This is a genomic window from Pseudomonas piscis (assembly GCF_009380155.1).
Taxonomy (GTDB): Bacteria; Pseudomonadota; Gammaproteobacteria; order Pseudomonadales; family Pseudomonadaceae; genus Aquipseudomonas; species Aquipseudomonas piscis.
The window spans coordinates 76,361-90,773 of sequence record NZ_WHUV01000005.1 but is presented as its reverse complement, the minus strand read 5'-3'; the positions used below and the strand labels follow the sequence as shown (position 1 = coordinate 90,773).

The following is a 14,413-nucleotide window of genomic DNA, read 5'->3' as shown; positions in this document are numbered from 1 at the left end:
CCTGGGGCTGGCGGCGCCGATTATGCCGACAATCCCCTCCCGGGCGCGACCAGGGAAGGGGTGGCTGGAGATTGCCGGAAGCTCCTGCGGACCTTGGCGCAGCCTCGCGGGCTCGGCAGCGGCTACAGGGGGCGGTGCTTGGTGTAGCCGCTGCCGCAGGCTGCGCATGGGCGCGCAGCGGCCACGAGCGGGGAGGGCCGCAGATCGCCGGAGGTTCAGCCGGGTTGGGCGGCGGCCAGCAGTTCCCGGGTGTAGGGGTGCTGCGGGGCTGCGAATACCTGGTGGCTAGCGCCGCTTTCCACTACCTGACCGTCCTTGATCACGATCATGTCGTGGGCCAGGGCGCGGACCACCGCCAGGTCGTGGCTGATGAACAGGTAGGTCAGGCCGTACTTCTCCTGGAGCTGGCGCAACAGGGTCACCACTTGTTTCTGCACGGTGCGATCCAGGGCCGAAGTGGGTTCGTCCAGCAGGATCAGCGCCGGCTTGAGCACCAAGGCCCGGGCGATGGCGATGCGCTGGCGCTGGCCGCCGGAGAACTCGTGGGGGTAGCGGTGGCGGCTGTCCGGGTCGAGGCCGACTTCCTCCAGGGCGCGGATCACCTGTTCCTCGCACTGGCGGGCATCGTACTGGCTATGTACCTCCAGGCCTTCGCTGATGATCTGCGCCACCGACATGCGCGGGCTGAGGCTGCCGAAGGGGTCCTGGAACACCACCTGCATCTGCTTGCGCCAGGGCCGCAGTTGTTTCTGGTTGAGACCGTCCAGGGCCTGGCCCTGGAAGCGGATGCCGCCCTGGGAGTCCAGCAGCCGCAGGATCGCCTGGCCCAGGGTCGACTTGCCCGAGCCGGATTCACCGACGATGCCCAGGGTCTTGCCCTGCTGCACGCGCAGGCTGATACCGTCCACGGCCCGCAGGTACTGCTTGCGCCTCAGCAGGCCGCCGCCGACCTGGAACTCGACGCAGAGGTTGTCCACCTCGAGCACGGTGTCGCGGGTGTCGCGGCGCAATGGCAAGCCCTCGGGCTCGGCGTGCAGCAGCTCGCAGCTATAGGGGTGCTGCGGAGCGTTGAACAGGGTGTCGCAGTCGGCCTGCTCGACGATTTCCCCGGCCTTCATCACGCACACGCGCTGGGCGATGCGCCGCACCAGGTTGAGGTCGTGGCTGATCAGCAGCAGCGACATGCCCAAGCGTTGCTGCAGGGATTTGAGCAACAACAGGATCTTGCGCTGCACGGTGACGTCCAGGGCGGTGGTGGGTTCGTCGGCGATCAGCAGCTCAGGTTCACAGGCCAGGGCCATGGCGATCATCACCCGTTGGCGCTGGCCGCCGGACAACTGGTGCGGGTAGGCCTTGAGCCGTTCACGGGGTTTCTGGATGCCCACCAGCTCCAGCAGTTCGAGGATGCGCGCCTGGGCCGCCTTGCCGCCCAGGCCGCGGTGCAGCAGCAGGGTTTCGCCGATCTGCTTCTCGATGCTGTGCAGCGGGTTCAGCGAGGTCATGGGTTCCTGGAAGATCATGGCGATGCGGTTGCCCCGCAGCTTTTGCAGGGTGGCGCTGTCGGCGCCGATCAGCTCCTGGCCGCGGTAGCGCACGCTGCCGCTACTGCTGCAGCCGGTCTGGGGCAGGAGTTGCAGGATCGAGTGGGCCGTCACCGATTTGCCCGAGCCGGACTCGCCCACCAGCGCCAGGCACTCGCCGGGACGGATGTCCAGGCACAGGTCGCGGACCGCGGGGCGGCCGCCGAAGGCCACATTGAGCTGGCGGATTTCGATCAGGTTTTCAGTCATTTCTACAGTCCGCTTCAAGATCGGGGGTCAAAGGCATCGCGCAGCGCCTCGCCGATGAACACCAGCAGCGAGAGGATCAGCGCCAGAGCGAAGAACGCCGTCAGCCCCAGCCATGGCGCTTGCAGGTTCTGCTTGCCCTGGCCGATCAACTCGCCCAGGGAGGCACTGCCGGCGGGCATGCCGAAACCGAGGAAGTCCAGGGCGGTGAGGGTCGAGATGGCGCCGGTGAGGATGAACGGCAGGTAGCTCAGGGTGGCGTTCATGGCGTTGGGCAGGATGTGCCGCAGGATCACCTTGCGATCGCTTAGGCCCAGGGCCCTGGCGGCCTTGACGTATTCCAGGTTGCGCCCACGCAGGAATTCGGCGCGTACCACGTCCACCAGGGCCAGCCAGGAGAACAGCGCCATGATCCCCAGCAGCCACCAGAAGTTGGGTTCGACGAAACCGGACAGGATGATCAAGAGGTACAGCACCGGTAGCCCCGACCAGACTTCCAGCAGGCGCTGGCCCAGGAGATCGACCCAGCCGCCGTAGTAGCCCTGCAGTGCGCCGGCAGCGATGCCGACCAGGGCACTGATGGCGGTCAGGGCCAGGGCGAACAGGATCGACACCCGGGCGCCGTAGATCACCCGCGCGAGGACGTCCCGGGCCTGGTCGTCGGTGCCCAGCCAGTTGGTCGCCGTGGGCGGACTGGGGGCCGGTCGGGTCAGGTCGTAGTTGGGCGTGTCTTCGCTGAAGGGGATGGGCGGGAACAGCAGCCAGCCGCCGTCCTTGCGAATCAGCTGCTGCACGTAGTCGCTGCGGTAGTCGGCCTGGAACGGCAGCTGGCCGCCGAACTCCTGCTCGGTGTAGCGCTTGAACACCGGGAAGTACAGCGAGCCCTGGTAGCTCAGTACCAGCGGCTTGTCGTTGGCGATCAGCTCGCCGCCCAGGGTCAGGACGAACAGGCCGATGAACAGCCACAGCGACCACCAGCCGCGGCGGTTCTGCTTGAAACGGTCCAGGCGCCGGCGCGCCAGGGGGGAGAGCTTGAGCATCAGGCGTTCCTCGCGGCGAAGTCGATGCGCGGGTCGACCAGGGTGTAGCACAGGTCGCCGATGAGTTTTATCAAGAGCCCGAACAGGGTGAAGATGAACAGCGAGCCGAACACCACCGGATAGTCCCGGGAGACCGCGGCCTCGTAGCTCATGCGCCCCAGGCCATCGAGGGAGAAGATCACCTCGATCAGCAGGGAGCCGGCGAAGAACACGCTGATGAAGGCCTGGGGAATGCCCGAGACCACCAGCAGCATGGCGTTGCGAAACACATGGCCGTACAGCACCCGGCGTTCGCTCAGGCCCTTGGCCCGGGCGGTGACCACGTACTGGCGGGTGATTTCGTTGAGGAAGCTGTTCTTGGTGAGGATGGTCAGGGTAGCGAAGCCGCCGATCACCAGGGAGCTGACCGGCAGCACCAGGTGCCAGAAGTAGTCGGCGATCTTGCCCAGGGTGCTCAGCTGGTCGAAGTCGTCCGAGACCAGGCCGCGTACCGGGAACCAGTTCAGCGAGGTGCCACCGGCGAACAGCACGATCAGGAACATGGCGAACAGGAAGGCCGGCATGGCGTAGCCGATGATGATCGCGGTGCTGCTCCAGACATCGAAGTGGCTGCCATGGCGCACCGCCTTGCGAATCCCCAAGGGGATCGACACCAGATAGGTGATCAGGGTCGCCCACAGCCCCAGGGAAATGGTCACGGGCATCTTTTCCAGGATCAGGTCGGTGACCGTGGCGCCACGGAAGAAGCTCTTGCCGAAGTCCAGTTGGGCGTAGTTCTTGAGCATCAGCCACAGGCGTTCATGGGCCGGCTTGTCGAAACCGTACTGTTTCTCGATGTCCTGGATCAGCTTGGGGTCCAGGCCGCGGCTGGCGCGCGAACCGCCACTGGTCATGGCGTCGGCGGAGCCACCGACGCCACCGCCGCCAATGCCCTGCAAGCGGGCGATGGCCTGCTCAACCGGGCCGCCGGGAGCGGCCTGGACGATGACGAAGTTCACCAGAAGGATGATCAGCAGGGTCGGGATGATCAGCAGCAAGCGCCGCAGGATGTAGGCCGGCATCAGGGGCGCCCTCCGGGTTTGCCACGGCGCGCGAGTTCGGCGGCCATCTGGTCATTGGTCAGTGGGGTGGGGCTGACTTCCCACCAGGTTTCGATGGCTTCGTCGTTGCTGGCCGGCACCTTGGGCCTGCCGAAACGGTTCCACCAGACGGTGGAGGTGCCGGGTGGGTAGTAGTTGGCGATCCAGTAGTAGTTCCATTGCAGCACCCGGTCCAGGGCGTGGGCGTAGCGCAGCATTTGCGGCTGGCTGGTGGCCTTGACCAGGCCGTTGACCAGGGTGTCCACCGCCGGGTTCTTGAGCACCATGAGGTTGTTCGAGCCCGGATCGTTGGCCGCGGCCGATCCGAAGTAGTTGTACAGCTCCAGCCCGGGCGAGGTGGTCACCGGGTAGCCGGTGACGATCATGTCGTAGTCGCGGGCCATCAGCCGATTGACGTACTGCGCGGAATCGATGCGGCGGATGTTTAGGGTGATGCCGATCTGCGCCAGGTTGCGCTTGTAGGGCAGCAACAGGCGCTCGATGGAGCCCTGGGTGATCAGGAAAGTGAACGCCAGGGGGGCGCCCTGGGCATTGACCAGCTTGTCGCCCTCGGGCTTCCAGCCTGCCTGCTCCAGCAAGGCCAGGGCCTGCAATTGCTTGTCGCGCAGCACACCGCTGCCGTCGGTCTTCGGCGCTTCGAACACCTGGGTGAAGACCTCGTCGGGAATCTGCCCGCGCAATGGCTCGAGGATCTTCAACTCCTCGGCGTCCGGCAGGCTGCGGGCCGCCAGCGGGGTGTTGGAGAAGAAGCTCTGCTGGCGGATGTACAGGTTGCGCATCATCTGCCGATTGCTCCACTCGAAGTCCCAGAGCATGGCCAGGGCCTGGCGGGTGCGACGGTCCTGGAACACCGGGCGGTCGAGGTTGAACACATAGCCCTGGGCCGGTTGCGGTGCGGCCTGGGCCAGGTGGGCCTTCTGCAGGCGCCCGTCGTTCAGGGCCGGGCTGTCGTAGCCGATGGAGTAGCCGGTGGCGGAGAACTCGCGGTTGTAGTCGTAGGCCCCACCGCGCAGCACTTGGCGGGCAACGTCGATGTCGCCGAAGTACTCGACGCTGAAGTGATCGAAGTTGTACAGGCCGCGGCTGACCGGCAGGTCCTTGCCCCACCAGTCGGGGTTGCGGATGAAGGTGATACTGTTGCCCGAGTCCACCTTGCCCACGCGGTAGGGGCCGCTGCCCAGGGGCGCTTCATAGCCGCCACCGCCGGCGAAGTCGCGACTCTTCCACCAGTGTTCGGGGAACACCGGCAGGGTCGCGATATCCAGGGGCAGGGTGCGGTTCTCGCTGTTCTTGAAATCGAAGCGGATCACCCGTGGCGACTCCACGGTGACGCCGCTGACATCGGCGAACTGGGTGCGATAACGCATGCTGCCCTGGGTCATCAGCAGGTCGTAGCTGTAGCGCACGTCTTCGGCGGTGATGGGGGTGTCGTCGGCGAAGCGCGCCTTGGGGTTGAGGTAGAAACGCAGCCACAGGCCGTCTTCGGCGCGCTCCATCTTCTCGGCCACCAGGCCGTAGACGGTATAGGGTTCGTCCAGGGAGCGCTGGGCCAGGGGGGCATACACCAGGCCATCCAGCTGGGACACGCCGATGCCCTTGTCGATGTAGGGCAGCACATGGTCGAAGCGGCCGATCTCGATGGCCGAGCGGCGCAGGGTCCCGCCTTTGGGGGCCAGAGGGTCGACGTAGTCGAAGTGGCTGAAACCCTGGGAATACTTGGCCGGTTCGCCATAGACGGTCATGGCGTGTCCGGGAGCGGCCTGGGCACTGGTGGCGCCCAACAACAGGGTGGTGAGCAGTACGGAGGGGAAAAGCAGTCGCATTGTCAGCCTTGCAAGCCGGGTGATCGATGACCACGATTTGTACGCTAGCCGCGCGTGACTGGCCAGCCGCATCCGTTGTCGCGCATCTTGGGGGCATAAAGGCAACGGCCCACCGAGTGGCGGGCCGTTGGGGCAGGCGTGATCGCCGGGCGGTCAGTCCTGGCGGCTGGTCACTTCCAGCAGGTGGTAGCCGAACTGGGTCTTCACCGGGCCCTGGACCACGTTGATCGGGGCGCTGAACACCACGGTATCGAACTCCTTGACCATCTGGCCCGGGCCGAAGGAACCCAGGTTGCCGCCGTCACGGCTGGAGGGGCAGGTGGAGTTCTTCTTCGCTACGTCGGCGAAATCGGCGCCGGCTTCGATTTCGGCTTTGAGTTCGTTGCACTTGGCTTCGCTGGCAACCAGGATGTGACGGGCAGTGGCTTTGGCCATGGGAGTTGCTCCTTTCAAGAAAGTGGAGAGCCTACCGGATTCAGGTGGCCATTTCTTGTCAAAGTTCCTTCAAGCCGTTACCGCCACGACTGCCGGCGTGGCGGTAACGGCTGATGCTCAGGCGCTGGCCGCCAGTGCCCGCAGTCGCTGGGCGGCGTTGCCCAGCAGGTGCTCGGTGGTGTCCCAGCCCAGGCAGCCGTCGGTGATCGAGACGCCGTAGCGCAGGTTGCCGTTCAGCGGTTGGCAGCCTTCGAACAGGTGGCTTTCGAGCATCACCCCCATCAGCGAGGCGTCGCCTTGCAGGCGTTGCTCCAGCACCTCGTTGAACACTGCCGGCTGGCGCGCCGGGTCCTTGCCGCTGTTGGCGTGGCTGCAATCGACCATGATCCGTGCCGGGATCTTCAGCTTGTGCAGGTCGCGCTGGACCTGGGCCACGCTCTGGCGGTCGTAGTTCGGCCCTCGGTGGCCGCCGCGCAGCACCAGGTGGGCGTCGGGATTGCCCGCGGTCTGGATGATCGCCGGATGGCCCTGGCTGTCGACGCCGAAGTGGCGGTGCGGATGGGCCGCCGAGCGCATGGCGTCGCAGGCGATGGCGACGCCGCCGTCGGTACCGTTCTTGAAGCCCACGGGGATCTCCAGGCCACTGGCCATTTCCCGGTGGATCTGCGATTCGGTGGTGCGCGCGCCGATGGCGACCCAGCTCAAGAGGTCGTCGAAGTAGCCGGCGGCCATGGGTTGCAGCAATTCGGTGGCGATCGGCAGGCCCAGGCGCAGCATCTCGCGCATCAGTTCCCGGGACAGGGCCAGGCCACCGGCCATGTCATCGCTGCCGTCCAGGTGCGGGTCGTAGGCCAAGCCTTTCCAGCCGACGGTGGTACGGGGTTTTTCCACGTAGGCGCGCATCACCAGGAGCATCTGGTCGCTCACTTGCGCGGACAGCCGGGCCAGGTTGGCGGCATATTCCAGGGCCGATTGCGGATCGTGGATGGAGCAGGGGCCGACCACTACCAAGAGGCGAGGGTCTTGGCCTTGGAGGATGGCGCGGATGGCTTGGCGATGGGTGGCGACTTGCTGGCTCAGGGCCGTGGATAGCGGCAGGTGCTGCTTGAGTTCCAGGGAGCTGGGCAGGCGCTGGCTCAGGGGTTCGTTGGCGCTGGCTTGAGCGGACAGGGACAGAGCGGATACGGACGAGTTCATGTGCGGTCTTCCTGGGCGGGCGGCGGGTGATGTCCCGCGCGCGGCCCTACTGGGGTGTTCGACAATTGGCCGTACTGGCCATGAGTGTGCAATTGCCACCGGTAGGTGACCGATCGGAGGCGGCAGGCTGTCCCGAGCGGAGGCTGCTAAATCGCCAGGTGGAAAACATGTCGTAACGGTAATAGGTGGCGTAGTTCATGGTGCAATCCTCGGTAAGTTCGGTGTGTCGCAAAAATCGTGGTTGAAAATCCAGGCCCGGAAAAACAAAACCCCCGGTCGGGAGGCCGACCGGGGGTTGAGATTTCTCTGGTGGGCGACCCGTTTTTATGGGCGCCGGTTGGGTATCAGGCGCGCCAGTGGCTAAACCAATACCCAAAATAAAAGCTCGCCGCCGCGCTGCCATTGACCCAGGCAGCCGCAACCGAACGCAGTGCGCTGGCGGTGTGGCGATGCAGGGAAAGGGTCTGGGACAGCATGGGGTTTCTCCGTGAAGTGCAGCGAGCTTACTAGAGGGCGGGCCGGCGATTCAATCAGTAATTTCTATGGCGCAGGCGGGGGCGCGACTATGGATCAATCCAATGGGGGTTGTGCGACACTCGCGGCGCCTGCATGTTTACCTCCATCGTTGCCCCAAAAAGGACTGCCCGTGACCTTGTTGACCCTTGCCGCTGCCCAATCGGTGTCCATTGCCGGAGACCTGCCGACCAACCTCGCCGGACACCAGCGCTTGATGCGACTGGCGGCGCAGCAGGGCGTGCAGTTGCTGGTGTTCCCCGAGCTGTCGCTGACCGGCTACGAGCCACAACTGGCGGCCGAGTTGGCCTTGGCTCCGGATTCGCCGGTATTGCAACCCCTGCGCGACCTGGCGCGGGAGCTGCAGATGACTACGGTGGTGGGGTTGCCGATTCGCCTGGTCGATGACGGACCGGTACTGATCGGTGCGCTGGTGCTGGGGGGCGATGGTTCGCTGGCGGTCTATAGCAAGCAGCATCTGCATCCCGGAGAGGAGCGCGCTTTTGCCGCGGGCAGTGGCGGCGCGCCCTTGGCATTTGCCGAGCACCAGGTTGCCCTGGCGGTTTGTGCGGACTTCAGCCATGCCAGCCATGTGCAGGCGGCTGCACAGGCCGGGGCCGATGTCTATGCCGCCGGTGTGCTGATCAGCGAAGGCGGGTATGCCGTCGACGGCACGCTGTTGCAAGGGTATGCCCGGGAGCATGGATTGCTGGTGCTGATGGCCAATCATGGCGGGCCCAGTGGCGGCTGGACCTGCGCCGGGCGCAGTGCGGCCTGGGGCCCCGAGGGACAACTGTTGGCAGCGGTGGACGGGGTCGGTGAGGCGTTGCTGTTGGTTCGAGGCGGTGCCGGGCAGTGGCAGGCCCAAGTGCTGCCGGTGGCTCGGTGAACGACTTCGAGCTGCGCCCGGCCCGGGAGGCCGACCTGGCCTTCGCCCGGGAGCTGACCTGTTCCGGCATGCTGCGCTACTACATCCGTCATGACCTGCTGTGGCTCGACGACGCCTTCGACGTGGCCTGGGCCGGCCGCGAGAACCTGCTGATCTGCCAGGGGACTGAAGTGCTGGGTTTCGTCAGCCTGAGCCGCGACTCGCGGGCGCTCTACATCCGCGAGCTGCATGTGCTGCCGGCCTGGCGCGGGCAGGGCGCAGGGAGCTGGACCTTGCAGCAGGTACTCGAGATGGCGCGAAAGGAGCACCGTGGCTTGTTGCGCTTGACGGTGTTCAAGGACAACCCGGCACAAAGCCTGTACGAGCGAACGGGCCTTAAGGTAGTGGGAGCCGATGATTGCTTCTGGCGCATGGAGCGCTCTACCACTGCGGTTGGCGCTGCGCCAGGCAGAAAAGAATAGGGGGGCTCAGATCAGTGCCGGATCCACTACCGGCACTTCGTCGAGGATAATGCCGTCCTTCATGCCCAACAGCACCGCGACCTTGTGTGCTTCCCCTCGCTTGCCCTTCTTGCGGCCGGCCAATACCTGATAGGTAGTGGCCGGATCAACCCCATGTTCGCGCGCGAACTGTTGAACCGACTTTCCCTGGTGTTCCAGCCAGGCCTTGGCTTGTGCGGCAGTGCGTATACCGGGCATAGTTCAAAACCGTTCAATTTTGTTCAAAGCTTGAAGAGTATGACACCCCCTTGGGGTGTATCTGATGGGATCATACATCCAAATGAGTGGAATCGGTTCGCGGTTGAGGCAGGAGCGGGAACGCCTTGGACTGTCGCAAAAAGTTTTTGGTGAAATCGGCGGGGTGGAAGCCAACGCCCAGGGTAAATACGAGAGTGGGGATCGAGCACCCAAGGCAGATTATCTGTCGCGGGTGGCGGCCAGGGGAGTGGATGTGCTGTATGTGCTGACCGGCAGTCGGACGCCGGTCCAGGCCGGCAGGTTGAGCCGGACCGAGGAAAAGGTGCTTGACTGCTATCGGGCGCTGTTCAAGGGCGATCAGGATGCAATCTGCCGTCTGACTGCCACCCTGGCCGAGCTGTCGCAGGGCCAGGGCTCCAGGAAAAAGCCCCAGCCCGCCGAGCCCTGAAGCCAGGGCCTGCCGGGGAGGCGGGCCGGGTGTGCGTTGTTATCGCGGCTGATGTGTTTTTAATAGCGCATGTGATTAGGTTTGTACGGTGCTTTTTTGCTAAGGTGTCGGGCAACCTGTAAAGACCATTTCGCGAGGTGTCTGCTTGATTAGGGTGCTAGTAGTCGATGACCACGATCTCGTTCGTACGGGCATTACACGAATGCTGGCTGACATCGATGGCCTGCAAGTAGTCGGGCAGGCGGAGTCGGGAGAGGAATCCCTGCTCAAGGCGCGGGAGTTGAAACCCGACGTAGTCCTGATGGACGTCAAGATGCCAGGGATCGGTGGGCTTGAAGCCACGCGCAAGTTGTTGCGCAGTCATCCGGACATCAAGGTCGTGGCCGTGACGGTCTGTGAGGAAGATCCATTCCCTACCCGATTGCTGCAAGCGGGTGCGGCGGGTTACCTGACCAAGGGCGCGGGGCTCAATGAAATGGTCCAGGCCATCCGCCTGGTCTTCGCCGGCCAGCGCTACATCAGCCCGCAAATCGCCCAGCAGTTGGTCTTCAAGTCGTTCCAGCCTTCCAGTGAATCGCCGTTCGATGCGTTGTCGGAGCGGGAAATCCAGATTGCCCTGATGATCGTCGGGTGCCAAAAGGTGCAGATCATCTCCGACAAGCTGTGCCTGTCGCCGAAAACCGTAAACACCTACCGTTATCGGATTTTCGAGAAACTCTCGATCAGCAGCGATGTGGAATTGACGCTGCTTGCGGTTCGCCACGGCATGGTCGATGCCAGCCTCTGAAAAATGACCGACCTGTTTGATCCCAGCGCCTTTCTTTCTACCTGCAGTGGCCGCCCCGGTGTGTATCGCATGTTCGACAGCGATGCGCGCCTGCTCTACGTCGGTAAAGCCAAGAACCTGAAGAACCGCCTGTCGAGCTACTTCCGCAAGACCGGCCAGGCACCGAAGACCGCCGCCCTGGTGGCGCGTATCGCCCAGATCGAGACCACCATCACCGCCAACGAGACCGAGGCGTTGCTGCTGGAGCAGACCCTGATCAAGGAGTGGCGGCCGCCGTACAACATCCTCCTGCGCGACGACAAGTCCTATCCCTACGTCTTCCTCTCCGATGGCGCCTTTCCGCGCTTCAGCATCCATCGCGGGGCGAAGAAGCAGAAGGGCAAGTATTTCGGGCCTTATCCCAGTGCCGGCGCCATCCGTGAGAGCCTGAGCCTGTTGCAGAAGACCTTCCTGGTCCGCCAGTGCGAGGACAGCTACTACAAGAACCGTACGCGGCCTTGCCTGCAGTACCAGATCAAGCGTTGCAAGGGGCCGTGCGTCGGCCTGGTGGAGCCCGAGGTCTATGCCGAGGACGTGCGCCATTCGGTGATGTTCCTCGAGGGGCGCAGCAATGCCCTGACCGACGAGTTGTCCGGTGCCATGGAAGCCGCCGCCAGTACCCTGGACTTCGAGAAGGCCGCCGAGCTGCGCGACCAGATCGGCCTGCTGCGTCGGGTCCAGGATCAGCAGAGCATGGAAGGCGGTACCGGCGATGTCGACGTGCTGGCGGCTTTCGTCAACCCCGGCGGCGCTTGTGTGCACCTGATCAGTGTGCGTGGCGGGCGAGTGCTGGGCAGCAAGAACTTCTTCCCCCAGGTGGGCATCGAGGAAGACGTGGCGCAAGTCATGCTGGCGTTCCTGGGGCAGTATTTCGTCAGCAGTCCTGAGCGCGACCTGCCGGCCGAGTTGATCGTCAATGTGACCCATGAAGACTTTCCGATCCTGATCGCCGCCATCGATGAGTTACGCGGTCGCGAATTGACCATCAGCCACAGGGTGCGTGGCACCCGGGCACGTTGGCAGCAACTGGCGGTGACCAATGCCGAGCAGGCCCTGGGCGCGCGCCTGGCCAACCGTCAGCACGTGGCCGCGCGTTTCGAAGCCCTGGCCGAGGTGCTGAACCTGGACGAGCCACCGCAGCGCCTGGAGTGCTATGACATCAGCCATTCCAGCGGCGAGGCCACCGTGGCTTCCTGCGTGGTGTTCGGACCCGAGGGGCCGCTGAAGTCCGACTATCGTCGTTACAACATCGAGGGCGTCACCGCCGGCGACGACTACGCGGCCATGCATCAGGCCCTGACCCGACGCTTCAGCAAGCTCAAGGACGGCGAGGGCAAGCTGCCGGACATCCTCCTGGTGGACGGCGGCAAGGGCCAGATGGCCATGGCCCGCGATGTGCTCAACGAACTGGCGGTACCGGACCTGATCCTCCTCGGCGTGGCCAAGGGCACGACTCGCAAGGCCGGTTTCGAAACGCTATACCTGAACGACGCGGCCCACGAGTTCACCCTCAAGGGGGATTCGCCGGCGCTGCACCTGATCCAGCAAATTCGCGACGAGGCCCACCGCTTCGCGATCACCGGCCACCGCGCCCGGCGTGGCAAGGCTCGACGTACCTCGACCCTGGAAGGGGTGGCGGGGGTCGGCCCGACACGCCGGCGCGACCTGCTCAAGCATTTTGGTGGATTACAGGAATTGTCCCGGGCCAGCATCGACGAGATCGCCAAGGCACCGGGAATCAGTAAAAAGCTCGCAGAGTTGATTTATGCAAACCTGCACAGCGAGTAGAATGCCCAATCACCTCGTAGCCAGTTGTGCCGATGAATATCCCTAATCTGATCACCGTTCTACGCGTCCTGCTTATCCCGATCTTCATATTGCTGTTCTATATGCCTTATAGCTGGAGCTATATGGCAGCCAGTTCAGTCTTTGCCTTCGCGGCCGCCACCGATTGGCTGGACGGCTACCTGGCGCGACGCCTGGAGCAGAGCACGCCTTTCGGCGCGTTCCTCGACCCCGTGGCCGACAAGCTGATGGTGGCGGTGGCATTGGTGCTGCTGGTGCAGGAGCACGCCAACCTGTGGCTGACCCTGCCGGCGGCCGTGATCATCGGGCGCGAGATCGTGGTCTCGGCCCTGCGCGAATGGATGGCCGAGCTCGGCGCCCGGGCGCAGGTGGCGGTGTCCAACATGGGCAAGTGGAAAACCGCGGCGCAGATGCTGGCGCTGGTGATCCTGCTGGCCAATCCTTCGGTCTTCAGCTTCTGGGTGTTGCTGGGCTACGCCTTGCTGCTGGTGGCGGCGGGCCTGACCTTGTGGTCGATGCAGCAATACCTGCGGGCCGCATGGCCACACCTGAAAATCGACGGCGAGAAAAAATAAGTTTTTTTGAATCAAGGGGTTGACGTTCATTCTGATTTCTATAGAATGCGCAACACCAAGACGTTGCGGGAATAGCTCAGTTGGTAGAGCACGACCTTGCCAAGGTCGGGGTCGCGAGTTCGAGTCTCGTTTCCCGCTCCAAATTCAAAAAAGCCACTCATTCGAGTGGCTTTTTTTTCGCCTGAAATACAGGGCCGCTCTGCCGCAGCGTGGCATTCCCAGGCCGCTCGCTCAGTGTGTCTGCCGGGCGATATCATCCCTGTCGGCAAAGCATCTACCGGCCATGGTTACGGGATTTCCCGGCATGATGATGCCATCCATTCATCCATACCCAGCTTGCACCGGACTCCCGCAGGCCAAGGCATATGTCGTTGGCGATGCTGATGGTCTGGCATGACCATATCGCCAATCAAGCTAGCTCAAGTATCCAATAGAATGCTGTTTCGGCCTTGGCGCCTGAACAAGGGCCTCAAGTAAAGCCAAGGGGTGCAATCATTCAATGGTCTTGGTTTGAGGATGGCCCCATGAACGCACTTAGCGTTCACCGGGCATGGTGCGCTCATCTCGTGATGTTCAATGGAGTGGTGTGGAAGTGAAGAATGGCGAGTGAAGGGACATATTCAAAAGAATGGCTTCGCCTGTCAGGAGCAGAGATGGAGCTGTTTTCAGCATGCCATGAGTTTAGGCATTCTGTGGGCTTTATCAGCGAGTTGTCGTTGGCCCTCGCGGACCGTTTGGAGCAGGGAACCGCTCTCAGGTTTATCCGGGATGATGTGTTTGCGGATAATGAGCTTGATGATTTGCTTCCGGGAATTATTGATGCAGCGATAGAAGGTGATATAGGTAATGTGCCTCTCGCCAGAAGTGTGCTGCATAAGTTCAGGAAGAATGGTCTGGTCAAGGAAAAACTCGCGTCCAGTTTGAGCGGGTATCTCGAAGCCGAAGATTATTATGTGTACATGAGGGTCGCTGAACTGTTGCTGGAGTTGGATTACTTCGATCTGAAAGCTGTTTTCGTGAGCAAATGCAAGGAAAGCCGCAACGAGGATGTAGTCGAGGTTTATGACTTCTTTGCTGATGAGTTCAAGGCCGCTGGGCTCTAGTTGAGGTGCTGGAGTCGTCCGGCCCGTGTTTCAGGTGCCGATACTGTGACGGCGTGATTGAACAGCCTCCTGATAGCTGCAACCTCTTCTGGCCATGCTCGACTTGAGGGAAAACCCTCATTGCTGCCTGCGCGCTTTCCTACAATGATGATGGAATTCGCCCTGCACAATGG

The 14,413-nt window shown here is 63.2% G+C and carries 15 protein-coding genes and 1 tRNA gene; 8 read left to right on the top strand and 8 right to left on the bottom strand.

Going from position 1 to position 14,413, the window contains the following annotated elements; all coding sequences use genetic code 11:
- Positions 1–215: 215 nt before the first annotated feature.
- The 7 genes from GDH07_RS25265 to GDH07_RS32745 form a co-directional block, all read right to left on the bottom strand.
- Positions 216–1,790: an ABC transporter ATP-binding protein gene (locus GDH07_RS25265; protein WP_152899257.1), complete on the bottom strand. Its 1,575-nt coding sequence runs from the start codon at positions 1,788–1,790 to the stop codon at positions 216–218.
- A gap of 14 nt (positions 1,791–1,804) precedes the next feature.
- Positions 1,805–2,827 carry an ABC transporter permease gene (locus tag GDH07_RS25260; protein ID WP_152899256.1) on the bottom strand — a complete coding sequence of 341 codons (1,023 nt, stop codon included), beginning with the start codon at positions 2,825–2,827 and terminating at the stop codon, positions 1,805–1,807.
- The gene (locus GDH07_RS25255; protein ID WP_022639340.1) at positions 2,827–3,888 is read right to left on the bottom strand and encodes a microcin C ABC transporter permease YejB; all 1,062 of its coding nucleotides are present in this window, start codon (positions 3,886–3,888) and stop codon (positions 2,827–2,829) included. Before GDH07_RS25255 ends, GDH07_RS25260 begins: the two co-directional genes overlap by 1 nt.
- Complete coding sequence (locus GDH07_RS25250; protein WP_152899255.1) at positions 3,888–5,750, bottom strand: extracellular solute-binding protein; 1,863 nt, start codon at positions 5,748–5,750, stop codon at positions 3,888–3,890. The genes GDH07_RS25255 and GDH07_RS25250 overlap by 1 nt, the downstream gene beginning before the upstream one ends.
- 153 nt (positions 5,751–5,903) lie before the next feature.
- Positions 5,904–6,185, bottom strand: a complete 282-nt coding sequence (locus tag GDH07_RS25245; protein WP_022639338.1) for a peptidylprolyl isomerase — start codon at positions 6,183–6,185, stop codon at positions 5,904–5,906.
- A 117-nt stretch (positions 6,186–6,302) separates the two neighbouring features.
- The gene (locus tag GDH07_RS25240) at positions 6,303–7,382 is read right to left on the bottom strand and encodes a 3-deoxy-7-phosphoheptulonate synthase (RefSeq protein ID WP_152899254.1); all 1,080 of its coding nucleotides are present in this window, start codon (positions 7,380–7,382) and stop codon (positions 6,303–6,305) included.
- Positions 7,383–7,726: 344 nt separating this feature from the next.
- Complete coding sequence (locus GDH07_RS32745) at positions 7,727–7,858, bottom strand: hypothetical protein (protein ID WP_022639336.1); 132 nt, start codon at positions 7,856–7,858, stop codon at positions 7,727–7,729.
- Between the two features lie 170 nt (positions 7,859–8,028).
- Here GDH07_RS32745 and GDH07_RS25235 point away from each other — a divergent pair, with 170 nt between their 5' ends.
- Complete coding sequence (locus tag GDH07_RS25235) at positions 8,029–8,784, top strand: carbon-nitrogen hydrolase family protein (protein ID WP_343038339.1); 756 nt, start codon at positions 8,029–8,031, stop codon at positions 8,782–8,784.
- Positions 8,781–9,245, top strand: coding sequence for a GNAT family N-acetyltransferase (locus GDH07_RS25230; RefSeq protein ID WP_343038338.1), 465 nt, complete (start codon positions 8,781–8,783; stop codon positions 9,243–9,245). Before GDH07_RS25235 ends, GDH07_RS25230 begins: the two co-directional genes overlap by 4 nt.
- Positions 9,246–9,251: 6 nt before the next feature.
- Here GDH07_RS25230 and GDH07_RS25225 read toward each other — a convergent pair whose 3' ends face one another.
- Positions 9,252–9,482: a DNA-binding protein gene (locus GDH07_RS25225; protein WP_068581210.1), complete on the bottom strand. Its 231-nt coding sequence runs from the start codon at positions 9,480–9,482 to the stop codon at positions 9,252–9,254.
- Positions 9,483–9,564: 82 nt separating this feature from the next.
- Here GDH07_RS25225 and GDH07_RS25220 point away from each other — a divergent pair, with 82 nt between their 5' ends.
- From GDH07_RS25220 to GDH07_RS25195, 6 genes are all read left to right on the top strand, one after another.
- Positions 9,565–9,930, top strand: a complete 366-nt coding sequence (locus GDH07_RS25220; protein WP_053131436.1) for a helix-turn-helix domain-containing protein — start codon at positions 9,565–9,567, stop codon at positions 9,928–9,930.
- Positions 9,931–10,075: 145 nt separating this feature from the next.
- Positions 10,076–10,717, top strand: a complete 642-nt coding sequence (gacA, locus tag GDH07_RS25215; protein ID WP_031320037.1) for a response regulator transcription factor GacA — start codon at positions 10,076–10,078, stop codon at positions 10,715–10,717.
- 3 nt (positions 10,718–10,720) lie between these two features.
- Positions 10,721–12,544 (top strand): excinuclease ABC subunit UvrC, encoded by a 1,824-nt coding sequence (uvrC, locus tag GDH07_RS25210; protein ID WP_031320035.1) that lies wholly within the window; start codon positions 10,721–10,723, stop codon positions 12,542–12,544.
- Between the two features lie 32 nt (positions 12,545–12,576).
- Positions 12,577–13,137, top strand: a complete 561-nt coding sequence (gene pgsA / locus GDH07_RS25205; RefSeq protein WP_031320034.1) for a CDP-diacylglycerol--glycerol-3-phosphate 3-phosphatidyltransferase — start codon at positions 12,577–12,579, stop codon at positions 13,135–13,137.
- 65 nt (positions 13,138–13,202) lie between these two features.
- Positions 13,203–13,278: transfer RNA gene (locus tag GDH07_RS25200), tRNA-Gly, on the top strand.
- Positions 13,279–13,790: 512 nt separating this feature from the next.
- On the top strand, positions 13,791–14,240 hold the full coding sequence (locus GDH07_RS25195; RefSeq protein WP_152899252.1) for a hypothetical protein: 450 nt from the start codon (positions 13,791–13,793) through the stop codon (positions 14,238–14,240).
- Positions 14,241–14,413 lie beyond the last annotated feature (173 nt).